This is a genomic window from Streptomyces sp. NPDC020597, assembly GCF_044335095.1.
GTDB lineage: Bacteria > Actinomycetota > Actinomycetes > Streptomycetales > Streptomycetaceae > Streptomyces.
Genome location: NZ_JBIRUL010000008.1, coordinates 279,142 through 302,287, shown reverse-complemented (window position 1 = coordinate 302,287; position 23,146 = coordinate 279,142). Strand labels below are relative to the sequence as shown.

Below are 23,146 nucleotides of genomic sequence, written 5' to 3'. Positions count from 1 at the left end.
GTCCGAACGGCTGCCGTACGGATGTTCGGAATCTGGTGGGGCGAGGCGTGGCTCGAGCGCCGACCCGGTCGGGCACGGGCTGCTGACGGAGCGCTTCCCGTCCGGGGGGCGGGTCGTGCTGCCGGACATCGACGGGGACGCGGAGTCCGCACGCCGGCTGGAGGGCTACCGCGCGATCATCGGCCGCTCCGGAGCCGAGCGGGTCGTCACGTCGCGATGCCGGAGAGCCCTACGGCTGTAGGCGCACGGTGTGCCTACAGCCGTAGGGGCATGGGGGGGGCATGGGGGGCATGGGTCCGGTGCCGCGTCGGTCGAGGATTGCGTGACGGGGCGAACCGGTCTGACGGACGAAGCCGCAGCCGCTCGTTCGCCACCGCGCCCGCCCGCGGCCCCGGTGTCCTCGAACGGCAGGTCGTCATCGGCCGAGAAGGCCGTCCCCGCAGAGGTCACCGGCTTCACCGGGAGCCCCCGGGAATCCCTGCCCGCACCCGAGGGAGCGCCACCCCCATGCCCGTCCGGCCTCGCTGCCCCGGCTCCGCATGGGGCGCGATTACGGCCTCCCTGTGTGTCCGAGCGTGGCAGCACCCGCCGAATCGCATAAGCGTTCGATACTGGTCTAGGGTGGTGTCATCACCCCGGAGGGGCCGGAGTGGCACGTGGAGACAGGGGGCAGTCAGTGGCGAGGTGGTCCAGATGCGCGGTTTTACGCATCTGCACGCCGTCTCCGGGTTCTCCCTGCGGTACGGCGCCTCCCACCCCGAGCGGCTTGCGGAGCGGACCGCCGAGCGGGGAATGGACGCGGTCGCCCTGACCGACCGGGACACCCTCGGTGGGGCTGTCCGTTTCGCCAAGGCCGCAGGCCGGGCCGGTGTCCGCCCCCTGTTCGGAGTGGATCTCGCGGTAGAGGCGCCTTCCGAAGCGGCTGGACGCACGGAGCGGCGACGCACACCGGCTCGCGGCGGCGCCTTCGTCGACGAGTCGGCCCAGCGAGTGGTTTTCCTCGCCCGGGACGGGGCCCGCGGCTGGGCCGAGCTGTGCCGACTGGTGAGTGCCGCGAACGCGGGCACCGCGGGAGGCCGGCGTCCCCTGCTGCCCTGGGGCGCCCTCGACGGGGAACACCACACCGTGCTGCTGGGCCCCGCATCGGACGTCGGCCGCGCCTTGGCCGCGGGACGGCCGGACCGCGCCGCCCAGCTGCTCGCACCCTGGCGGGAGCGGTACGGGGACACGGCGCTTCGCATCGAGGTCGTCTGCCATGGCCGCGGCGGCACCGGCTCCGGTTCGCTGCGGCTCGCGGCCCGTGCCCTCGGCTTCGCCGCCGACCAGCGGATCGCGCCCGTCCTGAGCAACGCCGTACGTTATGCCGATCCCGGCCAGGGACCGGTCGCGGACGTCCTGGATTCCGCGCGCCGCCTGGTGCCGATCGATCCACGCGGCGAGCGCGACTGCGGCGAGCGGTGGCTCAAGCCGGCAACGGACATGGCGCGCATCGCCGAGCAGGTCGCAGAAGCCGCCGGATACGGTGCGAACACCGCCCGCCGACTGCTCGAGGTCACCGAGGAGACCGCCGCCGCATGCCGTGTCGACCCCGAGGACGACCTGGGAATCGGCCGCGTGCACTTTCCCGAGCCGGAACTCGTCGGCGCTCACCGGCGCACTCCTGAGCGGGTGCTGCGTTCGAAGTGCGCCGCTGCCATGCTGCTGTACGGCCACGACCGCGACCGCCGCCGCTGGGAGCGCCTCGAGGACGAGCTGCGCCTGATCGAGAGACTGGGATACGCCTCGTACTTCCTCACCGTCGCCCAGGTCGTCGTCGACACCCGTGAACTCGGCATCCGGGTCGCCGCCCGCGGCTCCGGCGCGGGTTCCCTGGTCAACCATCTCCTCGGGATCGCCGCCGCCGATCCCGTCGAGCACGGTCTGCTCATGGAGCGCTTCCTGTCCGACCGGCGCACGGAACTGCCCGACATCGACATCGACGTGGAGTCCGCCCGTCGTCTGGAGGTCTACCGGGCGATCATCGACCGCTTCGGCCCGGAACGGGTGGCCACCGTGTCCATGCCGGAGACCTACCGGGTACGGCACGCCGTGCGCGATGTCGGCCTTGCCCTCGGCCTGGATCCAGCCGAGGTGGACAGGCTTGCAAAATCGTTTCCTCATATCCGCGCCCGAGACGCCCGCTCCGCCCTGCAGGAACTGCCGGAGCTGCGCGGCATCGACCCGGAGTCGTACGGCCCGCACATGTGGGACCTGGTCGAGGCCCTGGACGCACTCCCGCGCGGCATCGCCATGCACCCGTGCGGTGTACTGCTCTCCGACGCGACGCTGCTGCACCGCACCCCTGTCATGCCGACCAGTGGCGAGGGATTCCCCATGTCCCAGTTCGACAAGGAGGACGTGGAGGACCTCGGCCTGCTCAAGCTCGACGTGCTCGGCGTACGCATGCAGTCCGCCATGGCGCACGCCCTCGCCGAGATCGAGCGGGCCACCGGTCACCGCATCGACCTGGACGACGCCGCGCAGGTGCCGCCGGCCGACCCGAAGACGTTCCAGCTGATCAAGTCCTCACAGACGCTGGGCTGCTTCCAGACCGAATCACCCGGTCAGCGCGACCTCATTGCCCGGTTGCAGCCCGAAACCTTCCACGATCTCGTCGTCGACATCTCGCTGTTCAGGCCGGGACCGGTCGCGGCCAACATGGTCGATCCGTTCATCGAGGCCCGGCACGGGCGCCAGGCGCCACGCTGTCCGCATCCCGACCTGGAGCCCGCGCTGCGGGATACGTACGGCGTGGTGGTCTTCCACGAGCAGATCATCCGGATCCTGTCGGTCATGACCGGCTGCACCCTGGCCTTCGGCGACTACACACGGCGGGCGCTGTCGAACGCAGACCAGGTCGGACGGGTGCGGGCGTGGTTCGCGCAGGAGGCTCGCAGGCGGGGGTACGAGGAGGAGGTCGTCGAGCGGACCTGGGAGATCGTCGAGGCGTTCGGGGCGTACGGCTTCTGCAAGGCGCACGCGGTGGCCTTCGCGGTGCCCTCGTATCAGTCGGCGTGGCTGAAAGCTCATCATCCGGCCGCCTTCTATGCGGGGCTTCTCACGCACGACCCGGGGATGTATCCGAAGCGTCTGCTGCTCGCGGATGCCCGGCGCAGGAGTGTGCCGATCCTGCCGCTGGATGTGAACGCGTCGGACACCGGCTATCGAATCGAACTGGTGTCCGACATGGAGGGTGGTCGGCCTGTCCACGGGATCCGGCTCGCTCTTTGTGACGTGCGGGGGATGAGCGAGAGTGAGGCGGCGCGAATCGTCGCAGGGCGCCCCTACAGCTCGCTCCAGGACTTCACTTCTCGGGCCCGGCCGTCAAGGCCCGTCGCCGAACGCCTCGCCCAGGTCGGCGCGTTGGACGCCTTCGGCCGCAACCGTCGCGACCTGCTGCTGCACCTCGCCGAGCTGCATCGCAGCCGGCAGGGCTCTGCGCAGCACCAGTTGACGCTGGGGGAGACAGATGCGGACCACGGTACGGTCGCCCCCGCCGGACTGCCCGACCTGAACGACGCCGAGCGGCTCGGAGCGGAGCTTGGAGTGCTCGGCATGGATACCTCCCGCCACCTCATGGGCGAACACCGGGAGTTGCTGGAAGAACTCGGCGTCATCCCCGCGAACCGGCTGAAAGACCTGCCGCACGGCCAGGTGGTGCTGGTCGCCGGCGCGAAAGGAGCCGTTCAGACCCCGCCGATCCGCTCCGGCAAACGCGTCGTCTTCACCACGCTCGACGACACGACAGGCCTGGCGGACTGCGCGTTCTTCGAGGACAGCCACGAGGCCTGCGCACACACCGTCTTCCATTCCTGGCTGCTGCTCGTGCGCGGAGTGGTGCAGCGCCGTGGCGGAGGCGGCGGAAAGGCCCTGTCGGTGACCGGCTACGCCGCCTGGGACCTCGCCGAACTGGCCGAGCTGCGCCGCGAAGGCGGCCTGTCGGCGGTCACGGAACGGCTCACCCAAGCCGATTCGGCGCCGAGCAGAGCCGCGGACAGCCGCAGCCTCCGACTGGAAACCGGTTACGCACTGCACCCCTGGGCGGATCTGCAGCCGCCCGGCGAGTCCGTCAAACAGAGCCGCAAGCTGTGGCACCAGAGTCCCGGGAGCGCAGGATGAACATCCTCTACATCCACTTCCACGACCTGCGGGACGAGCAGCTCTACAGCCGTCTGCTCGCCCTGCTGGCCGAGTACACCCCTCTGGTGCAGGCGCTGCCACCGGATGCCGCGTTGGCCGATGTCTCCGGCAGCCTGCGCTACTTCGGCACGGACGCCGTGGCACTGGCCGAGCGCATCCGAGCGCGGACCGGTGGGTTGTACGGGCTCCGTTCGACGGTCGGTGTCGCGGCGAACCCGCTGCTCGCCCGCATGGTCGCGGCCGACGGCCCGCCCTCGGCAGTCCGTACTCTGCCCGACGACATCGACACGGTCACCGCCTTCCTCGCGAGGAAACCCACCGCCGCCCTGCAAGGCGTGGGGCCGGCGACGGCCCGCACCCTGTCCTCGTACGGCCTGGACAGCATCGGCAGGATCGCCACCGCACCACTCGGCACGCTGCAGCGCATCCTGGGTGTCACCGCCGGACGCCACCTCCACGATGCGGCCCGCGGCCTCGACCCGACGCCAGTGATCCCTTCGGCCCCGCCCCGCTCGATGAGCGTCGAACACCGCTTTGCTCAGGATGAGTTGGACCGAGACCGGCAGCGCGCCGCCCTGCTCGCGCTCACCGACCGCCTCGGCCTGCGACTGCGCGGCGAGTCCCAGGCGGCCTGCGCCCTGACTCTCACCATCCGCTACGCGGATCGCTCGACGACGACTCGCACCCGCAAGCTGCCCGAACCCACCGCCCACACACGCTCTCTGACGGCAATCGCCTACGACCTCCATGACCGACTCGCTCTTCAGCGCGCCCGCGTCCGAACCGTCTCCCTGCGGGCGGAGAGTCTGATCGCCGCAGAACGGGCCTCCCGTCAGCTGCTCTTCGAGCCGACCGACGAGAAAGCGCGCCGTGTCGAGGCCGCCGCCGACCGCGCCCGAGACCGGTTCGGTACGGATGCCGTGCAGCCGGCAGGAGCGGCGGCGATCCATGTCGCATGATCAGACGCTTCCCGAGAGCGGTACTGCCGTCAAGGCGGTCGGGCTGGGGTGCGAGAGGGGGGCGGTGAAGCCCGGGACGCCGGCGGGGGAAGCCGAAGTCCGTGTGTGGCGGGGTCAGTTGGCCCACGGGGGAGTGATCCGGGTCCCGTCGGCCAGCTCCGCCTCCAGACCGATGGAGGTGGTGACCCAGGAGAGCGCGGTGTGATCGGTCGGGTTCTCGACGGCCAGGGTCGCGCCCGGATTGACGATCAGCGTGTCGCCGGCGGTGATCCGCTCGGTGCGGCCGTCGAGGGTGACGAGCAGTTCGCCGACGAGCAGATGGAAGATCTCCTCCCGGTTGACGGTGTGCGCGGGCGCCTTCGTGCCCGCCGGGATCTCGCCCCGCCAGGCGCAGAGCTCCTTGCTCCCGGTGAGCGGGGTGGCGTACGAGACGAAGCGTGCGCCGTGGATCTCGTGGGTGACGGCCTCGGACGAACGGACGACAGGCATGGTGACCTCCAAAATGGTCAAGCAGATTGACTAAGTAGGTCAATGGTCAAGCTGCTTGACCATCCTGTCAAGGGTGTTTCATTACAGACGTGCAGAACTCCGAAGCTCTCGCCCTGTCCGCCGCCCTGCTGACCGCCGCCGGTGAGCTGACCCGGCGCATCAACGACGGCGTCGTCGCCCGCGGCTTCGAGGGGCGGCCCTCCTACGGCTTCGCCTTCGCCCGGCTGGCCCCGGACGGTGCGACGGTCTCCGAGCTCGGCGTCCACCTAGGGGTCACCAAGCAGGCCGCGAGCCAGCTCGTCGACGAGCTGGTGCGCAAGGGGTACGTCGAGCGCCGGCCGCACCCCGTGGACGCGCGCGCCCGGCTGATCGTCCTCACCGAGCGCGGCTGGGAGTGCACCCGGGCGGCGGAGGAGGCGGCGGCCGAGGCGGTGCGGGCCTGGGCCGACGTGCTCGGTGAGGGTGAAGTGCGCGTCCTGTACGACCGTTTGGCGCGCATCGCCCCCTACGGTCCGATCAGGCCGGTCTGGTGACGGAACGTCGGCGCCGCGAGCCGTCGCCGACTACCACTGGAAGTTTTTACTGACGCGTAACTTCCCACTTCTCTTACTCGTCCGTAACTTGACAAGTGAACAGCATCCCGTGATCCGGATCACAGGGCGTACGGCCCTCGCACTCCCCTTGAGCCGCAAGGAGATCACCCGATGCTGCCCTGGAACCGCGTGCTCAGACCACTCGCCGCCCTGCTGCTGGCCGCCGCGGCCGCCACCGTCCCCACCGCCGCAGCACACGCCTCGACCGCCACGGAAGCCTCGACCGCCGCCCCCTCGAGCGGCTGGAACGACTACCGCTGCAAGCCCTCGGCCGCCCACCCCCACCCCGTCGTCCTCGTGCACGGCACACTCGGCAACTCCATCGACAACTGGCTGGCCCTCGCCCCCTACCTGACGGCCCGCGGCTACTGCGTCTTCTCCGTCGACTACGGCCAGCTGCCCGGCGTCCCGCTCTTCCACGGCCTCGGTCCCATCGACGAATCGGCGGGCCAGCTCTCCGTCTTCGTCGACAAGGTGCTCGCCGCGACCGGCGCCGCCGAGGTCGACCTCGTCGGCCACTCCCAGGGCGGCATGATGCCGCGCTACTACCTGAAGTTCCTCGGCGGAGCCGCCAAGGTCGACGCGCTGGTCGGCCTCGCCCCCGACAACCACGGCACCACGCTCAGCGGACTCACCCGTCTGCTGCCCTACTTCCCGGGGGCCGAGGACCTGATCTCGGCCGCCACTCCCGGCCTCGCCGACCAGATCGTCGGGTCTGACTTCCTCACCGAGCTCAACAAGGGCGGAGACACCGTCCCCGGAGTCCGCTACACCGTCATCGCCACCCGGAACGACGAGGTCGTCACACCGTGGCGCACCCAGTTCCTCAGCGGATCGAACGTGCGCAACGTCCTGCTCCAGGACCTGTGCCCGCTGGACCTCTCCGAGCACCTGGCGATCGGGCTGCTCGACCGGATCGCCTTCCACGAGGTGGCCAACGCGCTCGACCCCGCCCACGCCACCGCCACCACCTGCGCGTCCGTCCTGAGCTGACGCGCAGGCCGCGTTCGCCGGGGCCTGTCCGGCCTGAGCCGCCGGTCAGGCCCCGGAGTCCGTGTCGTCCGCCGTCTCAACGACCGTGCCGCCCGGCGGGCGCCGCCCGCCGGCGCACCGACGCGAACAGCAGGGCCCGCGCCCAGCGCCAGGACGGCCGCGCCGCCCACCGCGAGATACGAGGCGCCGCCGTCACCGCCGGTCCGCGCGAGACGCTCCCCCGGAGCTGCACGGACGCCGGCCGCCCGCGGCGCGTTCGCGGAGGCGCCCGCACCGCCGCGCGCATCCCCGGCGGCGGACGGCGTGCCGGGGGCCGTCGGGTCCGTCGTCGTGGCCGCGTCGTCGTCGCCGTGCCCGTGGTGCTCGACCGTCGACCGGCCGGCGCCGTCCTGGATCTGCTCCTCGGAGGGCGCGGAGGCGGCCGGCGCGGCGCCGTCGCCCGTCCCCGGCCCAGACCCCGTGCCGCGACCTGCCCCAGCCGCCCCGCTCCCCGAACCCGTCGCCGTTCCCGCGCCCCCTCCCGGGAACACGACGTCCGAGCAGGAGTAGAAGGCCTCCGGGCTGTCCGAGCGCTGCCACACCGCGTACAGCACGTGCCGGCCCGAACGCCCGGGCAGGGTCCCGGAGAAGGAGGAGAAGCCGCCCGTCGCCACCGGGTCGACCGCTGTGGCCACCGGATGCGCCAGGTCCAGGTCGGACCAGGCCAGTGGGCGGGCCGGGTCGTAGCCGGCCTTGGTGAGGTAGACCCGGAACGTCCCCTTGTGCGGGGCGGTCACGCGGTACCCGAACGTGTGGGGGCCGCTGTGCACGGCGGTCGCCGGCCAGTCGGCGCGGGCCAGGTCCAGGCCCCTGAACTCCTCGTTGCCCGCGCTGCACAGCCTGCCGTCCGGAATCAGCTCCTGATGGCGGCCGTTCGCGTCACCGATGCGGATGCCGTTCCAGTCGTACAGCGCCTGGGCGCCGCCCGCCGCGACCGCCGCCCGACAGGCGTCCGACTTCGGACTCTGCGGCCCCTCCGCGTAGCACTGCGCGACCCGGCTGACGGGATCGCCCATCGACCCGTGCGCGGCGGCGGGCGCGGAGGACAGCGCGGCCAGGGACGGCGCGGCCAGACCGAGAGCGACGGCGGCGACGGCCTTGCGGCGTGCGGGCATGGGGGATTCTCCTCGGAACCGGAACAGACGGCGGCGCGTGGTGCACCGGAACCAAGAAACCCCGGAACGGCCGGCCGTGGGCGGCCGGCGGCGATCTTTAGGGCGGCGTTAAGGAAGCGCTGAGTCTGGGATCAGGCAGGCGCCCTATCGGACGCCGAAGGTCCATCGGCGAACGCCCCACGCGGGCGGGGCCTGCCTGAGCTCGGCGGGAGTGAAAGCGGCGTGAAAGCGGCGTGAAAGGGGCGGCGTCAGCCGTCGGGCCACCAGGTGCGGGCGATGTCCTTGCGCACCTCGGGGCGGCCGGCGGGCCGTTCATCGGCCTCGTCGCGGATCCTGCGGGATTCCGTCTTCTTCAGGGGCTTGTGCACGGTGGTGCGGCGCATGGCTGCCTCCTTCAGGGCTACCGAGTTCCGCGTTCTCACGGAGGTAGACCCTTTCCGGGAGAGTTCCTCATCAACCCCTCGTCTGTCAGTGGCGGGTGTCACGATTCGACTGTCAGTGGCGGGTGTCACTCTGGGGCACATGAGGGAAAACAGTGACGAACCCACTTCGCCCGGTGTCGACTGGAACGCGGCGGCGGCCGAGTTCGACGAGGAGCCGGACCACGGACTGCGCGACCCCCGGGTGCGCGCGGCCTGGGCCCGGCGGCTGCACGCCTGGCTGCCGGAGCGCGCCGGCGACGTGCTCGATCTCGGCTGCGGCACCGGCAGCCTCTCGCTCCTCGCGGCCGAGCAGGGACACCGCGTGACCGGCGTCGATCTGTCCCCGGCCATGATCGACCTGGCCCGCGCCAAACTCGCGGGGCGTGACGCGGTGTTCCTCCACGGTGACGCGGCGGCGCCGCCGGTCGGAGAGGAGCGCTTCGACGCGCTGCTCGTCCGGCACGTGCTCTGGGCGCTGCCCGACCCGGCCCGCGTCCTGCGGCACTGGCGCGGTCTGCTGCGCCCCGGTGGCCGGCTCGTGCTGGTCGAGGGCGTCTGGGGCGTCGTCACCCCGGTCGGCATACCGGCGGACCGGCTCACCGCGCTGCTGTCCCGGCTGACCGAGCACGTGCGTGTGGAGCGGCTGTCGCAGGACGCGCTCCTGTGGGGCGGCCCGGTGGAGGACGAGCGGTACGCGGTGGTGGCGACGGTGTGAACCGCCTCCGGCCCGCCTCCGGGCGGGCGCGCCTGCCCGCGCCCAGGCCCCGGCCCGTCTCCGGCCCGCGGTCGAGCCGCCCCCGGTCCGGCGACGGCTTCCACGCGCGGTGGCCGGGCTCCGGCCGCGCGTCATGCCAGCAGCGCCTCCAGGCCGCCCTCGGCGTGGGCGAGCGCCTCCAGCTCGTCGAGGGCGGCGAGCGCGGCGGCCGCGGCCTGCGGGTCTCGCCGGGCGAGTCCGCTCTCCTCGAACTCGTCCTCGTCCAGACGCCGGACGTCCGTGCCGTCGGCGGAGCGCCACAGGTCCAGGTCGAGGTCCTCGACGACCAGTTCCGCGCCGGACAGCACGGCCGGCCGGGCGATGTCGCAGTACCAGCCCTTCAGGGCGCCGGACGCGGCGCGGACCTCCTTCACCGAGTACCACCGGTCGCGCCAGTAGAACTCGGTGAAGACGTCGCCCGCCTCGAACCGCACGAAGCCGAAGTCGCGTACGCCGTCACCGGCCCACGGGGCGCGCACGGCGATCCGGACGCCGTCGTCGGACAGCAGCCCGGCCGGGTAACGGATCTTCGTCCGGCCGCCCTTGACCAGGACGACGTCCACGACGCCCATGGGCTCAGCCGAGTTCACGGACATGCCGTACCTCCGTCGCGCGGATCTCGTACCCGAACCACCGGTTGACCGCGAGCATCGGCCCGTTGTCGGCGTCGTTGCCGGTGTGCGCCTCGGTGTACCCCGCGGCGCGTGCCCGGTGCAGGGAGTCGTTCTTGACGAGCTTGGCCAGGCCCCGGCCACGGTGGTCGCGCACGGTGCCGGTCATGCCGGTGCTGTAGCGCCCGGCGCCGTCGGTGTGCGCCACGCTGAAGGCGACGGGACGGCCGTCGGCCACGGCGACCGAGGTCAGCTCGCGGTCGAGATGGGGATGTTTCCAGTACTCGTCGATCCACGCCTCGTAGTCCGTGAACTCGGTGGCGATGTCCCCCGGTTCGTCCGAGCCCGCCTCCGCGTCGAGGGTGAACAGCGGCCGCGGGTCGTCCGCGAAGTCGGCGGCCGTGCGCAACTCGACGCCGGCCGGCGGTTCTCGCAGCGGCGGCAGCTCGGCGTGCCCCAGGTCCAGCACCAGGAAGTGCGCGGAGCGGCTCGCCCGGTAGCCGTGCCGTTCGGCGAAGGCGCGATGGCCGGGCTCGTCCAGGACCCAGGAGAACAGCTTGGTCGCTCCGTGCGCCGCCAGGTGCTCCTCGGCGGCGCGCACCAGCAGCGTGCCCGCGCCCCGGCGGGCGCGGGCCGGGTCCACGTACACGTTGAGCCAGCCCTGGCCCGGCTCCGGACTGTCGTACGCCAGGCCGGCCTGTGCCGTGCCGACGACCTCGCCGTCCACCTCGGCGACCAGCGCCCGGTAGCGGGCCGGGGCCGGGGTCAGGGCGAGGTGGTGGCGTACGGACGCGGGGCTGAAGTACACGTACGGCAGCGCGGCGTGCCGGACGCGGACGAAGCCCTCGATGTCGGCGTCTGCGCCGGGATGAAGATCGCGCACGATGACGGTCATGTGGCCCCACGCTAGGAGAGGCGGCCCGGGGGTGCCTCCCATTTTCCGGCGGGTACGGGACAATCGGGCCCGTGACCTTGAAGATCCACATCGATGAGAGCGCCGCGCCCTACGAGCAGGTCCGGGCGCAGATCGCCGCGCAGGCGCGGTCGGGTGAGCTGCCCGTCGGGTACCGGCTGCCGACCGTGCGGGGCCTGGCCGAGTCGCTGGGCCTGGCCGCCAACACCGTCGCCAAGGCCTACCGGGCGCTGGAGACGGACGGGGTGATCGAGACCCGGGGGCGCAACGGCACGGTCGTCGCCGCCGCGGGACCGGCGGCGGAGCGCGAGGCCGCGGCCGCCGCACAGGCGTACGCCGAACGGGTGCTGCGGCTGGGGCTCAGCGAGGAGGAGGGGGCCGCCGCCGTCCGGGAGGCGCTGCGGGCGGCCTACCGGGCGTGATCACCGGTGGGCGGCGAGCCCGCGCGGGGTGCGGGTCACCGTCAGCCCCGCCCGTGCCGCCGTCCGCCCGAACACGGCCGCGTCCGCCACCGCGGCGCCGCCGGGATCGTTGTTGAAGTACGCGTAGACGTCGGCGTCGTCCGGCCAGGTCGTCGCGATGCGGTCCAGCCAGGTCTCCAGGGCCCGGCGGCCGTAGTGCGGCCAGGGGTGGGCGCGTCCCTGGTGGAAGCGGACGTACCCCCAGTCGGCGGTCCGCCACAACGGGGTCACCGGGCGGGAGCGGACGTCGGCCCAGCACAGGGCCGCGCCCCGGGACCGCAGGACCTCCCGCACCTGCGGCGTCCACCACGACGCGTGGCGCGGCTCGACCGCCACCCGGGCGGCCGCCGGGAAGCAGGCCAGGCAGGCGTCCAGCAGAGCGGGATCGGCCCGCAGGGTGGGCGGCAGCTGGAGGAGGACCGGGCCGAGTCGGCCGCCGAGACCCGCCGCGTGGGTCATCAGGCGGCGCACCGGCTCCTCGGGGTCCTTCAGGCGCTTGACGTGGGTGAGGTAGCGGCTCGCCTTCACCGCGACCGTGAAGTCCGGTGGGACGCGCTGCGCCCAGGACGCGAAGGTCTCCCGGGCGGGGAGGCGGTAGAAGGAGTTGTCGACCTCCACGGTGGCGAAGTGCCCGGTGTACTCCTCCAGCCACCGTCGCACGGGCACGTCGGCCGGGTACAGGACGTCCTTCCAGTCCTTGTACTGCCAGCCGGACGTGCCGACGCGCAGTGTCATACCTCCATCAAACACCCGGGACCCTGCCGGAGGCCGCGCGGGCGCCCGGAAGGTCTCAGAGGTACAGCCCCGCGTCCGCCACCCCGCGCGGCTCCGGCAGAGCGGTGGGGGAGATGCCGCGGCGCAGCGCGTACAGCTCCGCGAGCGTCGCGCCCTCGCGTCCCACCCCCTCCTCCGTGCCCAGCCAGTCCACGGCCTCCCGGCGGGTCAGCGAACCCACCTCGATCCGGGCCAGACAGCGGCCGGGGCGGACCACGGCGGGGTGGAGACGCTCCAGGTCCTCGTTGGTGGTGACGCCGACCAGGACGTTGCGGCCCTGGCCGAGCAGGCCGTCGGTCAGGTTCAGCAGCCGGGACAGCGCCTGGCCCGCCGTGTGCTTGGCCTCGCCGCGGATCAGTTCGTCGCAGTCCTCCAGGAGCAGCAGCCGCCAGCGGCTCTTGCCGGCGCCGTCCTCCTCGCCGATGGCGATGTCCATCAGGTAGCCGACGTCCGAGAACAGCCGCTCGGGGTCCAGCACGCAGTCCACCTGGCACCACTCGCGCCAGGACCGGGCCAGGGTGCGCAGCGCGGACGTCTTCCCGGTGCCGGGCGGGCCGTGCAGCAGGAGCAGCCGGCCCGCGATGCTCTCCGGGGTCGTCCCCATCAGACGGTCCATCGCCTCGGCGACGGGGGCCGTGTAGTTGGGGCGCACCTCGTCCCAGGTGCCCGCGGAGATCTGGCGGGTGGTGCGGTGCGGGCCGCGCCGCGGGGAGACGTACCAGAAGCCCATGGTCACGTTCTCCGGCTGGGGCTCGGGTTCGTCCGCCGCTCCGTCCGTGGCCTCGTCGAGCACCTGCGCGGCCAGTTCGGCGGTGGTCGCGGTGACCGTGACGTCGGCGCCGCGGTTCCAGCGGGAGATCAGCAGCGTCCAGCCGTCGCCCTCGGCCAGGGTCGCGCTGCGGTCCTCGTCACGTGCCACGCGCAGGACACGGGCCTGCGGCGGCAGCAGGGTCGCGCCGGAGCGCACGCGGTCGATGTTCGCCGCGTGCGAGTACGGCTGTTCGCCCGTCGCGAAGCGGCCGAGGAACAGCGCGTCGACGACGTCGGACGGGGAGTCGGAGTCGTCGACGGTGAGCCGGATCGGCAGTGCGTCGTGTGGGAGTGCGGGCATGCCGCCATGATCCGGCACGAGGCCACCGTGCGCACCCGGTTTCCGGTGTGCGCGCGGTGTGTCGGCCGTGTCGCATTCACCTGTTCGATCCGCCCTGCCCCGGAACCCCCGGAACCCCCGGAACCCCCGGAACCCCCGGAACCCCCGGAACCCCCGGAACCCCCGGAACCCCCGGAACCCCCGGAACCCCCGGACGCCCCGGAACCGCCGGAAGACCCTGGACTCCCCGAACGCCCCTGACGTCCCTGGCTGCACGGTGGCCGGCCGCGAACGGCCGCGCGCCGGTGGCTTCTGACGGGCCGTCCGGTCGGCCGTTACAGAACGGCGCACTCCGTCGGCGGCAAAGTTGGCATGGACACTTCCCGTCAACACGCGTAGTTGCTACGACAGTCATGGCAGAGATCCTGCTAAAGGGAGGTTCCATGAGACGTTCCCGACTTGTCGTATTCGTCAGCTCAGTCCTCCTCGCCGCCGGCGCCGCCCTCACCGGTGCGGTCCCCGCGCAGGCATCCCAACTCGCCGCCGGCGGCGGCTATGTGGCGCTCGGCGACTCCTACTCCTCCGGCGTCGGAGCGGGCAGCTACATCAGCTCGAGCGGCAGCTGCAAGCGCAGCACCAAGGCGTACCCCTACCTCTGGAACGCCGCCCACGCCCCGTCCTCGTTCACCTTCGCGGCATGTTCAGGCGCTCGTACGGGTGATGTTCTGGCCAACCAGCTCGGCGGCCTGAACGCCTCCACCGGCCTGGTGACCGTCACCATCGGCGGCAACGACGCCGGCTTCGCCGACGTCATGACGACCTGCGTCACCAGCTCCGACAGCACCTGTCTGTCCCGCATCGACACCGCCAGGGCGTACGTCGACTCGACGCTCCCCGGCAAACTCGACACCGTCTACTCCTCGATCCGCGACAGGGCCCCCAACGCGCGCGTCGTCGTCATCGGCTACCCGCGCTTCTACCGGCTCGGCACGGTCTGCCTGGGGCTGTCCGAGGCGAAGCGCTCCGCCATCAACGGCGCGGCCGACTACCTGGACGCCGCCACCGCCCGGCGCGCCGCCGCACACGGCTTCGTCTTCGGCGACGTCCGCACCTCGTTCGGCGGACACGAGATCTGCTCCGGCAGCTCCTGGCTGCACAGCCTCAACCTGCTCAACATCGGCGAGTCCTACCACCCGACCGCGGCCGGTCAGTCGGGCGGCTATCTGCCGGTTCTGAACAGCGCGGCCTGATCCCCGCCGGGCCTGACGCACCGCGCCGGTGGTCAGGCCCGGTTCACTCCGACGGCGAGGGCGAGGGGGAGGCCTCGCCCGACGGGGACTCCTCCGTCTCGCAGGTGACCGAGAACGGCACCGAGCCGGACGTCTTCTTCACCGGATCCCGCACCTCCACGGAGATCGCGTTCTCGTACGTCCCGGTCTCCGCGTACGTCGACAGGATCACCTTGTCCTGCTTGGACTTCCCGCCGCCCGACGGGAACTCGAGCGTCTTCCAGGTCTGCCCGGACAGTTCGCCGTCCTTCGACACCCACCGGTACGACACCGTCGCGGGCAGCTGCCCCACCGTGATCGTCGCGGTGAACGCGGGTGCGGCGGCGTCCTGCGGAGGGCATGCGCCGGAGTACTCCGTGTGCGCGCCGGTCACGGTGACCGAGACGGTCTGCTCGGGCGCCTCGGAGCTGGCACTCGGGCTCGGGCTCGGACTGGGCGACTCGGCCTGCGCGCTGGTCTCCGACTGCGTCGCCGGCGAACTCGCGACCTCCGAGGCGCTGTCGGTGACCCCGCCGGACCGGCCCTTGTCGCCGTCGTCGTGGTTCAGCAGCCCATAGGTCAGCCCCGCCACCGCCAACGCCACCGCGAGCACGCCCACGACGAGGACCGTGCCGGTCCGTCTGCCGCGGTCCCGCTCCCCGGCGGCGGTCGACGACGTGTCCGGCGGCGGCGTCGACCAGGGCTGGTGCGGGGTCGCGGCCGTCGACGGGTGTCCCGCCGGTCCGCCGTGGGGCGCGGGCGTCGGCGGGAACGCCGTGTACGGCGCCGTACGGCCCGCGTCCGTGCGGAAGTCGCCTCCCCCGGAGGGGGCGCCCCCGGCGGCGACGAGCCGCAGATCCTGCTCGGCCCGGTCGGCGGGCAGCCGCTCGGCCGGATCCTTGCGCAGCAGACCCTCGATCACCGGCGCCAGCGGACCGGCGCGGCGCGGCGGCGGCAGCTCCTCGTCCACGATCGCGCGCAGGGTGCTCAGCGGAGTGTCGTGACGGAAGGGGGAGTTGCCCTCGACCGCCGCGTACAGCAGCACGCCCAGCGACCACAGGTCCGACTCGGGCCCCGGCGTGCGCCCCAGCGCCCGCTCCGGCGCGAGGAACTCGGGGGAGCCGATGACCTCGCCGGTCATCGTCAGCGCGGAGGTGCCCTCGACGGTGGCGATGCCGAAGTCGGTGAGCACCACCCGGCCGTCGTTCGACATCAGCACGTTCGCCGGCTTCACGTCCCGGTGCAGGACCCCGGCCTCGTGCGCGGCCCGCAGCGCGGCCAGCACCTCGGCCCCGATGTGCGCGGCCCGGGCCGGCTCGACCGGTCCCTGCGCGTCCAGCATGTCGGCGAGGGAGATGCCGTGCACGATCTCCATGACGATCCACGGCCGCCCGTCCTGGGTGGCCACGTCGTACACCGTCACGACGTTCCGGTTCGCGACCCGTGCCGCGGCCCAGGCCTCGCGCTCCAGCCGGGCGTACAGCCGCTCGACGTCCGAGGCCGCCAGCCCGTGCGGGGCCCGGACCTCCTTGACGGCGACCTCGCGGTGCAGCACCTCGTCCCGGGCCCGCCACACCGTGCCCATGCCGCCCTCGCCGAGCGGCGTCAGCAGCCGGTACCGGCCCGCGATCAGACGTTCACTGCCCGGTTCTTCCGTCACCGCGCCCCCATTTCGCTCTTCGCATCCGGGCGAAAGCCTCCGCAACCCCACAAACGTAGCTCAGCCGAGTACGGATGCGGCCCCCTTGAGCACCAGTCCGGCGCCCAGGGCCACCACGAGGAACGCGGACCACAGGGGCATGTTGCGGCGGACGAGGGTCACGGCGGGGTGGCTCGTCCAGCGCGGCTGCCGCTCCAGCAGGCGGGTCGCCCCGGCGCCCAGCCGGACGACGGCGAACCCGGCGGCGGTCAGGGTCAGCGCGAGCCCGACGCCGTACGCGACGACGAGCAGCAGCCCGAACCAGGCGTGGCCGAGCGCGGCCGCGCCGACCAGCACGACCACGGCGGACGGACTGGGCACCATGCCTCCGGCGAACCCGAGGAGGAGCGTCCCGCGGAGGGTGGGGGCGACGGCGTGGGTGTGGGTGCGACCGCCGTGGGAGTGCGTGAGGCCCCCGTGGGAGTGCGTGTGACCGCCGTGGCTGTGGGTGTGGCCCTCATGGGTGTGCGGACGGCTGTGATCGTGGTGGTGGTCGTGATCGTGGTCGTGCGGCCGGGCCGGGTCGTCGTGGCCGTGCTCGTGTTCCTGCGCGTGGCCGTGGTCGTGACGGCGGCCCTGGTCGGCGTCGTGATGGGCATGGGTGTGCGGGGTGGTCGCCCCGACGAGGGCGAGTTGACGCCCGGGGGTTTTCGCGGGCTCGTGCGAGTGCGGGTGGTCGTGACCGTCCCCGTGGTCGTGACCGTCGCCGTGCGGATGCGGATGCGGATGCGGATGCGGGTGGTCGTGGTCGTGCGCGGTGTCCGGGCCGCGGCCGCGCCAGGCGCGGCGGGCCAGCGTCGCGCCGGCGAAGAGCACCAGCGCCCCGCTCGCCAGCCCCAGCCAGGCGATCACCGACGGCGCCGCGGCCGACCCGGCGGTGACGAGCAGGCCGAGCGCGACGACGCCCAGGGTGTGCGTGACGGTGACCGAGGCGGCGAGCGGGAGGACGTCCTTCATCCGGGCCTTGCCGCCCCGCGCGGCCGCCGTCGCCGCCATGATGGTCTTGCCGTGACCGGGCGCGACGGCGTGCATCGCGCCGAGGACGACGGCGATCACCAGGGCCAGCGCGCCGAAGCCGACGGTGAGGTCCTGCCGGGCGACCAGGTCGTCCAGCGCCCGGGTCCAGCGGTCGGCGCCCCGGGGCAGCACGGACGCGGCCGGCGCGTCCCGGCCCTCCTCGACGAGAGCCGCGCCGCCGGGCCGCACCGTCACGGACGCGGTCGACGTGTCCGCCGGAGAGGAGAGCAACTCCTTCGGATACGTGGTCAGTTCGTGCGACACCGACGTCTTCGGCACGTCGGAGTCGGTGAGCGTCATCCGGTCGCCGCGCGCGGTGATCTCCCGCCACCCCGGTCCGGAGGAGGCGCCCTCGCTGTGGAAGGCGAGGGCGACGGTGTCCCCCTCGGGCAGCGGCGCCGTCAGCCGGCACTCGACGCGGAGCGTGTCGAGCCCCGCCTGACCGGGACGTACGACCGCCTTGCTCGCGCCCGCGGTGAGCGTCACGGCCCGGCCGCCGACGGTGAGCCTGCTGCCGTCGGCGGCGGAGGCGCAGCGCTCCCGCGCCCAGGCGTCCATCCCCAGCCGCTCGATGTCGGGCTTGGCCTGGGTCGCCGGGATCTCGGCGAGGTCCTCGACGTGGTCGACGCGCAACTGCCCGGGGGCGGCGACGAGACCGTCGTAGCGGTTGACGGTGAAGTTGCCGAGGGGGTGCGCGCTCGCGGCGGCGGAAGGAACCAGCACGAGCGCGCACCCGGCCGTGAACACGGCCGCGCAGGAGGCGAACAGACGACGTGAGATCACTTGGTCGCCTCCAGCGACTTGAGCGCCGTACGGGCCTCGCGGGCGCCCAGTACGGAGAAGCCGGGGTTCAGCTTCAGGGCGGCGGAGAGGTGGGCACGGGCGTCCTGCGGACGGCCGGTCGCCTTCTCGATCACACCGAGGTGGTAGAGGAAGGACGCGTTGCGGTAACCGGTGGCCGTGGCCTGCCGGGCGTAGGGGAGGGCCTCGGCGTCCTTGCCGTTGACGTGCAGCGCCCAGGCGAGGGCGTCCGCGGTGTGCACGGTGTGCCTGCGGGACCAGTCGTCGCGGGCCGCCCGCAGGGCCGTGGCCCGGTCGCCGTGGTCGGCGGCGGCGAGCGCGGTGTCGAGGTCGGCGTTGACGCCGTTGGCGCGGGCGATGGCCGTCCAGGCGTCGACCAGGGCGTATTGGTCGGCGGCCTTCGCCGCGTCCCCCGCTCCGCCCCGGGCCTCGTACAGCTCGCCGAGTTCGACCAGCGGGCCGGGCAGCGGGTAGCGGGCGACGATGAGTTCCAGTCCCTTGATGGCTTCCGCCTGCCGTCCGCTCGCCGCCTGGGCGCGGGCGCGGCCCTCCAGCGCGGGGAGGTAGTTCTCGTCGGCCGCGAGAGCGCGGGCGTAGTGGGTGAGCGCGGTGGCGTAGTCGCCCTGGTTCCAGGCGAGCTGGCCGAGCTGGGCGCCGACGTAGGCGATGTCGCCGGGCGAGCTGGACGCGGCCAGCGCACGCTCCAGGACACGGCGGGCGGTGGTGACGTCGCCGCGCAGCTCGTGGACGTAGGCGTAGCGGGTGAACACCGGTACCCCGGGCCGCCGTTGGTCGGCAGTGCGGGCCGCGGCGTCGGCGTCGTCATAGCGGCCGAGCTCGACCAGGGCGTCGATCCGGGAGCTCAGGGCGCGTTCGTTGTAGGGGTTCTGCTTCAGCGTCCGGTCGGCGAAGGACAGGGCGCCGGCGAAGTCGTGGCGCGCGGCGGCGAGGGCCGCCCGGCCGGCCAGGGCCTGGTCGTTGTCCGCGCGCAGGGCCAGGGAGCGCTTGAGGGCCTGCTCGGCCTGCGGGTAGCGGGAAGGGTCGCCCTTGGTGCGGGCCTGTTCGACGTAGGCGAGCCCGAGGGTGGCCCAGCCGCCGAAGTCGTGCGGCTGGGCGCGCAGATGCGTCTGGAGGGCGGTGATGCTCGCGTCGAGGTCGCCGTCGGCGAGCAGCCCGGGGGAGACCGCCGCGGCCGCCGCCACGGGCAGCCCGCGCTGTTCGTGTACCGCCCCGAGCGCGACCGCCCCTGCGGTGAGCGCGACGGCCAGCATGGCGGCGCACGCCCCGAGGTGCACGGCCCGCCAGCGACGGCCCGCCGCGCCCACCCGCCGTACGGCGGCGACCCGCTCGTCGCCGGCGTCCGGCACCGGTTCCGCGGGCAGGGCGGGCTCGTCGCTCAGACGGGCCTCCGTCTGCGGCTCAGCCGGCCGGGCCGGCTCGTCGGACGTGCGGGCCTCGGCGGGTCCGACGGCGTCGCGCGCCTCGGCTTCCGTTGCGGTGCCGGAACCGGTGGCGCCGGTCCCGGGAGCGTCGTCCCCGCTCGTGGCGCGCCGGGCCTCCGGCTCCGACGCCGGCCGGCCCGTGGCGGGCTCCGGTCGTCGTGCCTGAGGTGCCGGCCGGCCGGCATCCGGTTGCCCGGGCTGCTCGCGCTCGCCGTCGTTCGTCCGCGGGGACATGCCCTCTCCTAGGTCAGCTGGATGGTTCGGTGTGCCGGTGTGGGGGTGGCGCGGCCCGCGCCGTGGGGGATGAGTTACGCGGGCCGCGCCAGTCGGTGGGGCAGGACCGGGGAGCGCAGGTTTCTCCCCGGTCCGCTGAGGGAGGGCCTAGTAGGCCCTGCGCCGCCCGCGCCACCACATCAGGCCGCCGCCGATGAGGAGGATGCCCGCCGCGCCGGCGCCCGCGGAGGAGGCGATCAGCGCGGTGTTGCTCTCCGAGCCCGTCAGGGCGTCGCCGAGCTGGCTGCGGACGTCGGCGCCGCTCTTGGCGGTCGCGCCGCGCGAGCCCTCGGTCGGCAGGGCCACGTACGGGAAGGACTTCTCGAAGCTCTTGTCGTTCTTGTCGACGGCGTCGCCGAGGTCGTTCTTGGAGCCGACCAGCTCACCCTCGACGACCTGCAGGGAGGCGTCGATGACGTCGTCGGTGAGGCGACGGCCGTTCGGGAAGCCCGCGTTGTCGCCGTCCAGGACGCCGAGCCGCTTGGGGCTGGCGGTCGGCTTGATGGAGGTGTTGAGGCGCAGTTCCTCCGAGGGCGTCACGTAGGGCGGCTGGTTGAGGCCCTTGACGCCCTTCAGGAACACGTCGACGAGGTCGTTGCGCGGCTCGGCCGGCGCCTTGATCTTGTAGATCGCCTCGATGAGCTTGGGCAGCTCGGGGTTGGTGACGTTCTTCAGGAACTGAGCGTCGCCCTTCGGCTGGGACGCGTTGAAGCGGTCCTTGTCCTTGATCGGGTTGACGACCTCGTTGACCAGCGGGTTGCCCAGGCGGGAGACCTGCGTGTAGTAGCCCTGGGCGTTCTCGCGCTGGGTGGTCGACCAGACGCCCACGATCGGCTGGTGCTTCGCCTCGGTGATCATGTCGCTCGGGACCTGCAGCGCGATCGAGTTGACGTTGTAGCCCTTGAGCGTGTCGTTGCCGACCTCGGAGAGGTTGCCGCCGTACAGCAGGTCGAAGACGCGCAGGTCCAGGAAGAACGGGTCGTCGGCCTGGCCGGCGAAGGTCTTGGCCCCGTTGGGCAGCTTGTAGATCGCCTGGTCGCGCAGCTTCTTGTAGTTGGGCATCGACGCCTTGCCCACGTTGGACGGGGCCACCGGCACATCGTCCGCGATCTTCGTCCGGTGCTGGACCTTCCCCTTCTTGAGCTTGATCAGCTCGAGGTCGTACGTCTGCGTGACGTTCAGGTCGGGGTCGTACAGACTGTCGACGGCGCCGGTGTTGTAGAGGAACGTCTTCTTGTTCTTCGTGTTCGTCTTGAACGTGTACCGGAAGGTCAGGTCCTCCTTCGCGTCACCGTTGTTGTCGATGTGCAGGTCGTACTGGGCGTCCTCGGCGAACGGGAAGAAGTTCGGGCCGCCCGCGGGTTCCTCGAACGGGATCCAGTTCGCGACGATGGTCGTCGTGTCCGGGTGGTCCGGGCTGACGAAGGCGTACACGTCCGTGTTGTCGTACTGGGGAGTGCCCGAGATAAGAGGAGCCTCACGGTGGCTGGAGGCGTAGGCGGCCCCTGGTGCCAGCGTGGCGGCGCCGGCGGCTGCGAGCCCCCCGGCGGCCAGTGCACCGCATATGAGGGTCGCGACGCTCCTGCGTCCGTTGCCGCTCCTGGAGATAGCTGTCATGCCGTCCGTCCTCTGTGCCAAGTTGCCTGACGGACAGTGATACGGACCGGAGGGGGTGTTCGGATTGGTCGAAACCAAAAAACTTTTTATTTCCTGCTCACCCGCGTTTTCGGCCCTCCCATCCGTACCCCCTCGACGGAGGTGTGTGCGTTGCGGATGCCGGGTGTGACGGGGCGGCCAGGATGCGGGGGCCGCAGGGAGGGGGACGGCATGGAGGCGGACGAGCTTCTGGTGCTCGTGGCGGGAGGCGATCAGAAGGCCTTCGAACAGCTCTACGGGCTGGTGTCCGGGCCGGTGTTCGGGCTCGTCCGGCGGGTCGTGCGGGACCCCGCCCAGTCGGAGGAGGTCGCGCAGGAGGTCCTTCTGGAGGCCTGGCGCTCCGCCGGCCGCTTCGACCCGAGCCGTGGCAGCGCCCTCTCCTGGATCCTCACCCTCGCGCACCGCCGCGCCGTCGACCGGGTGCGCAGCGCCCGTGCCGCGGTGGACCGCGAGCAGCGTGAGGGACGCCGCTATCACGACCCCGCCTTCGACCAGGTGACGGAGGAGGTCGAGGCCGGACTGGAACGCGAGTGGGTGCGCCGCTGCCTCGACCGTCTGACGGCTCTGCAACGGCAGTCCGTCACCCTCGCCTACTACGACGGCTACACGTACCGTGAGGTGGCCGACCGGTTGTCGTTGCCGCTGGGCACGGTCAAGACACGGATGCGCGACGGCCTCACGCGGATGCGCGACTGCCTGGGAGGCGCCGTATGAGCATCCTCGGGATCTTCCGCCGGGAGGATCTTCACTCGCTGGCCGCCCCCTACGCGCTCGACGCACTCGAAGGGGACGAGCGGCGCCGCTTCGACAGGCATCTGAAGTCCTGTGAACGCTGCTCGGACGAGGTGCGGGCGCTGACCGAGGACGCGGTGCGGCTCGCCTGGTCGACCGCCGCCCCGCCGCCGGCCGCCCTGCGCGACCGGGTGCTCGCCGCGGTGCAGAGAACCCCGCAGGAGTCCTCGCGCGCCCCGGCCCGGGAGCACGCGCCCCAACTGCCCCCGCACGTCTGGGGCACACAGCCTCCGCCCAAACGCTCCCGAGCGCCCCGCGCGCGCCGCCCGCTGTTCGTGCCGTTCGCGACGGCCACCGCCGCCGCGGCCCTCGTCGTCGCCTCGCTGTTCGCCGTCCAGGCCGACCGGACCCGGGACGAGCTGAACGCCGAGCGCGCCCAGGCACGTGAGATCGCCCACGTTCTCGCAGCTCCCGACGCCCGGGCGAGCACCGGGCGGGACGCCCGGGGCCGCAGTATCGGAGTGATCGCTTCCGCCGCGGACGGCGAGGCGATCGTGACCTTGAGCGGATACGGCGGTCTTCCGGCCGGGCGGGTGCATCAGCTGTGGCTCATGCGCCCCGGCGCGCAACCGCACTCCCTGGGGCTCTTCGCCGCCGACACGCCCTTGGTCGCCACCGGTCTCGACCAGGCCGCGACGTCACTGGCTGTGACCGTCGAGCCCGACGGGGGATCGCCGCAGCCCACTACACAGCCGGTTGTCCAACTCACCCTGAAATCGGTCGGATTCGGAGAGTGATCGCGGAGGAGTCGTCAACCCCCTTATGGGGAAGGTGAATCCTGTGAGCTCGATACATGTGTGCCTCGA

19 protein-coding genes and 2 pseudogenes are annotated in these 23,146 nt (G+C 72.6%); 10 read left to right on the top strand and 11 right to left on the bottom strand.

Annotation, left to right across the window (positions count from 1 at the left end; all coding sequences use genetic code 11):
* Nucleotides 1-58: 58 nt before the first annotated feature.
* From ACH4ZA_RS17220 to ACH4ZA_RS17210, 3 genes and pseudogenes are all read left to right on the top strand, one after another.
* Nucleotides 59-235, top strand: a pseudogene (locus ACH4ZA_RS17220) (hypothetical protein); the annotation flags it as partial.
* Between the two features lie 458 nt (nt 236-693).
* Nucleotides 694-4,158, top strand: coding sequence for a DNA polymerase III subunit alpha (locus ACH4ZA_RS17215; RefSeq protein WP_398430147.1), 3,465 nt, complete (start codon nt 694-696; stop codon nt 4,156-4,158).
* The gene (locus tag ACH4ZA_RS17210; RefSeq protein ID WP_319279538.1) at nt 4,155-5,138 is read left to right on the top strand and encodes a DNA polymerase thumb domain-containing protein; all 984 of its coding nucleotides are present in this window, start codon (nt 4,155-4,157) and stop codon (nt 5,136-5,138) included. Before ACH4ZA_RS17215 ends, ACH4ZA_RS17210 begins: the two co-directional genes overlap by 4 nt.
* Before the next feature lie 114 nt (nt 5,139-5,252).
* Here the strand turns inward: ACH4ZA_RS17210 and ACH4ZA_RS17205 are convergent, their stop codons facing one another.
* A complete protein-coding gene (locus ACH4ZA_RS17205; protein WP_319279537.1) occupies nt 5,253-5,627 on the bottom strand; it encodes a cupin domain-containing protein in 375 nt (124 codons plus the stop codon).
* 89 nt (nt 5,628-5,716) lie between these two features.
* On the opposite strand from ACH4ZA_RS17205, the gene ACH4ZA_RS17200 reads away from it, so the two are divergent.
* Together ACH4ZA_RS17200 and ACH4ZA_RS17195 are read left to right on the top strand one after the other, a co-directional pair.
* Complete coding sequence (locus ACH4ZA_RS17200; RefSeq protein WP_319279536.1) at nt 5,717-6,160, top strand: MarR family winged helix-turn-helix transcriptional regulator; 444 nt, start codon at nt 5,717-5,719, stop codon at nt 6,158-6,160.
* 171 nt (nt 6,161-6,331) lie between these two features.
* Nucleotides 6,332-7,213: an alpha/beta fold hydrolase gene (locus tag ACH4ZA_RS17195; RefSeq protein WP_319279535.1), complete on the top strand. Its 882-nt coding sequence runs from the start codon at nt 6,332-6,334 to the stop codon at nt 7,211-7,213.
* 76 nt (nt 7,214-7,289) lie between these two features.
* On the opposite strand, the pseudogene ACH4ZA_RS17190 reads toward ACH4ZA_RS17195, so the two are convergent.
* A pseudogene (locus ACH4ZA_RS17190) lies at nt 7,290-8,367 on the bottom strand (lytic polysaccharide monooxygenase).
* A gap of 248 nt (nt 8,368-8,615) precedes the next feature.
* Nucleotides 8,616-8,750, bottom strand: coding sequence for a hypothetical protein (locus ACH4ZA_RS17185; RefSeq protein WP_319279533.1), 135 nt, complete (start codon nt 8,748-8,750; stop codon nt 8,616-8,618).
* A gap of 139 nt (nt 8,751-8,889) precedes the next feature.
* Between ACH4ZA_RS17185 and ACH4ZA_RS17180 the strand changes: the two genes are divergently transcribed.
* Nucleotides 8,890-9,504, top strand: a complete 615-nt coding sequence (locus ACH4ZA_RS17180; RefSeq protein ID WP_319279531.1) for a class I SAM-dependent methyltransferase — start codon at nt 8,890-8,892, stop codon at nt 9,502-9,504.
* Between the two features lie 131 nt (nt 9,505-9,635).
* On the opposite strand, the gene ACH4ZA_RS17175 is transcribed toward ACH4ZA_RS17180, so the two are convergent.
* Complete coding sequence (locus ACH4ZA_RS17175) at nt 9,636-10,139, bottom strand: DUF402 domain-containing protein (protein ID WP_319279395.1); 504 nt, start codon at nt 10,137-10,139, stop codon at nt 9,636-9,638.
* On the bottom strand, nt 10,120-11,049 hold the full coding sequence (locus ACH4ZA_RS17170; protein WP_398430145.1) for a GNAT family N-acetyltransferase: 930 nt from the start codon (nt 11,047-11,049) through the stop codon (nt 10,120-10,122). The genes ACH4ZA_RS17175 and ACH4ZA_RS17170 overlap by 20 nt, the downstream gene beginning before the upstream one ends.
* Nucleotides 11,050-11,120: 71 nt before the next feature.
* Here ACH4ZA_RS17170 and ACH4ZA_RS17165 point away from each other — a divergent pair, with 71 nt between their 5' ends.
* Nucleotides 11,121-11,489, top strand: a complete 369-nt coding sequence (locus tag ACH4ZA_RS17165; RefSeq protein ID WP_319279398.1) for a GntR family transcriptional regulator — start codon at nt 11,121-11,123, stop codon at nt 11,487-11,489.
* On the opposite strand, the gene ACH4ZA_RS17160 is transcribed toward ACH4ZA_RS17165, so the two are convergent.
* Nucleotides 11,490-12,263, bottom strand: a complete 774-nt coding sequence (locus ACH4ZA_RS17160; RefSeq protein WP_398430144.1) for a DUF72 domain-containing protein — start codon at nt 12,261-12,263, stop codon at nt 11,490-11,492.
* A gap of 55 nt (nt 12,264-12,318) precedes the next feature.
* On the bottom strand, nt 12,319-13,413 hold the full coding sequence (locus tag ACH4ZA_RS17155) for a DUF5925 domain-containing protein (RefSeq protein ID WP_319279400.1): 1,095 nt from the start codon (nt 13,411-13,413) through the stop codon (nt 12,319-12,321).
* Between the two features lie 422 nt (nt 13,414-13,835).
* Here ACH4ZA_RS17155 and ACH4ZA_RS17150 point away from each other — a divergent pair, with 422 nt between their 5' ends.
* Complete coding sequence (locus ACH4ZA_RS17150) at nt 13,836-14,642, top strand: SGNH/GDSL hydrolase family protein (RefSeq protein ID WP_319279402.1); 807 nt, start codon at nt 13,836-13,838, stop codon at nt 14,640-14,642.
* Between the two features lie 43 nt (nt 14,643-14,685).
* Here ACH4ZA_RS17150 and ACH4ZA_RS17145 read toward each other — a convergent pair whose 3' ends face one another.
* From ACH4ZA_RS17145 to ACH4ZA_RS17130, 4 genes are all read right to left on the bottom strand, one after another.
* A complete protein-coding gene (locus ACH4ZA_RS17145; protein ID WP_398430143.1) occupies nt 14,686-16,320 on the bottom strand; it encodes a serine/threonine-protein kinase in 1,635 nt (544 codons plus the stop codon).
* A 60-nt stretch (nt 16,321-16,380) separates the two neighbouring features.
* Nucleotides 16,381-18,159: a nickel transporter gene (locus tag ACH4ZA_RS17140; RefSeq protein ID WP_398430142.1), complete on the bottom strand. Its 1,779-nt coding sequence runs from the start codon at nt 18,157-18,159 to the stop codon at nt 16,381-16,383.
* Nucleotides 18,156-19,853, bottom strand: coding sequence for a tetratricopeptide repeat protein (locus ACH4ZA_RS17135; protein ID WP_398430140.1), 1,698 nt, complete (start codon nt 19,851-19,853; stop codon nt 18,156-18,158). The genes ACH4ZA_RS17140 and ACH4ZA_RS17135 overlap by 4 nt, the downstream gene beginning before the upstream one ends.
* A 147-nt stretch (nt 19,854-20,000) precedes the next feature.
* The gene (locus ACH4ZA_RS17130; protein ID WP_319279408.1) at nt 20,001-21,509 is read right to left on the bottom strand and encodes a DUF4331 domain-containing protein; all 1,509 of its coding nucleotides are present in this window, start codon (nt 21,507-21,509) and stop codon (nt 20,001-20,003) included.
* Between the two features lie 210 nt (nt 21,510-21,719).
* On the opposite strand from ACH4ZA_RS17130, the gene ACH4ZA_RS17125 reads away from it, so the two are divergent.
* The gene (locus ACH4ZA_RS17125; protein ID WP_319187058.1) at nt 21,720-22,262 is read left to right on the top strand and encodes a sigma-70 family RNA polymerase sigma factor; all 543 of its coding nucleotides are present in this window, start codon (nt 21,720-21,722) and stop codon (nt 22,260-22,262) included.
* Nucleotides 22,259-23,077 carry an anti-sigma factor gene (locus ACH4ZA_RS17120; protein WP_319279410.1) on the top strand — a complete coding sequence of 273 codons (819 nt, stop codon included), beginning with the start codon at nt 22,259-22,261 and terminating at the stop codon, nt 23,075-23,077. The genes ACH4ZA_RS17125 and ACH4ZA_RS17120 overlap by 4 nt, the downstream gene beginning before the upstream one ends.
* The last annotated feature ends 69 nt before the right edge of the window (nt 23,078-23,146 follow it).

Coding starts and splice junctions, on each gene's coding strand:
- ACH4ZA_RS17175 (WP_319279395.1), bottom strand. CDS start 10,139: ATGTCCGTGAACTCGGCTGAGCCCATGGGCGTCGTGGACGTCGTCCTG.
- ACH4ZA_RS17155 (WP_319279400.1), bottom strand. CDS start 13,413: ATGCCCGCACTCCCACACGACGCACTGCCGATCCGGCTCACCGTCGAC.
- ACH4ZA_RS17210 (WP_319279538.1), top strand. CDS start 4,155: ATGAACATCCTCTACATCCACTTCCACGACCTGCGGGACGAGCAGCTC.
- ACH4ZA_RS17135 (WP_398430140.1), bottom strand. CDS start 19,853: ATGTCCCCGCGGACGAACGACGGCGAGCGCGAGCAGCCCGGGCAACCG.
- ACH4ZA_RS17160 (WP_398430144.1), bottom strand. CDS start 12,263: ATGACACTGCGCGTCGGCACGTCCGGCTGGCAGTACAAGGACTGGAAG.
- ACH4ZA_RS17130 (WP_319279408.1), bottom strand. CDS start 21,509: ATGACAGCTATCTCCAGGAGCGGCAACGGACGCAGGAGCGTCGCGACC.
- ACH4ZA_RS17170 (WP_398430145.1), bottom strand. CDS start 11,049: ATGACCGTCATCGTGCGCGATCTTCATCCCGGCGCAGACGCCGACATC.
- ACH4ZA_RS17215 (WP_398430147.1), top strand. CDS start 694: ATGCGCGGTTTTACGCATCTGCACGCCGTCTCCGGGTTCTCCCTGCGG.
- ACH4ZA_RS17120 (WP_319279410.1), top strand. CDS start 22,259: ATGAGCATCCTCGGGATCTTCCGCCGGGAGGATCTTCACTCGCTGGCC.
- ACH4ZA_RS17205 (WP_319279537.1), bottom strand. CDS start 5,627: ATGCCTGTCGTCCGTTCGTCCGAGGCCGTCACCCACGAGATCCACGGC.
- ACH4ZA_RS17185 (WP_319279533.1), bottom strand. CDS start 8,750: ATGCGCCGCACCACCGTGCACAAGCCCCTGAAGAAGACGGAATCCCGC.
- ACH4ZA_RS17195 (WP_319279535.1), top strand. CDS start 6,332: ATGCTGCCCTGGAACCGCGTGCTCAGACCACTCGCCGCCCTGCTGCTG.
- ACH4ZA_RS17150 (WP_319279402.1), top strand. CDS start 13,836: ATGAGACGTTCCCGACTTGTCGTATTCGTCAGCTCAGTCCTCCTCGCC.
- ACH4ZA_RS17125 (WP_319187058.1), top strand. CDS start 21,720: ATGGAGGCGGACGAGCTTCTGGTGCTCGTGGCGGGAGGCGATCAGAAG.
- ACH4ZA_RS17180 (WP_319279531.1), top strand. CDS start 8,890: ATGAGGGAAAACAGTGACGAACCCACTTCGCCCGGTGTCGACTGGAAC.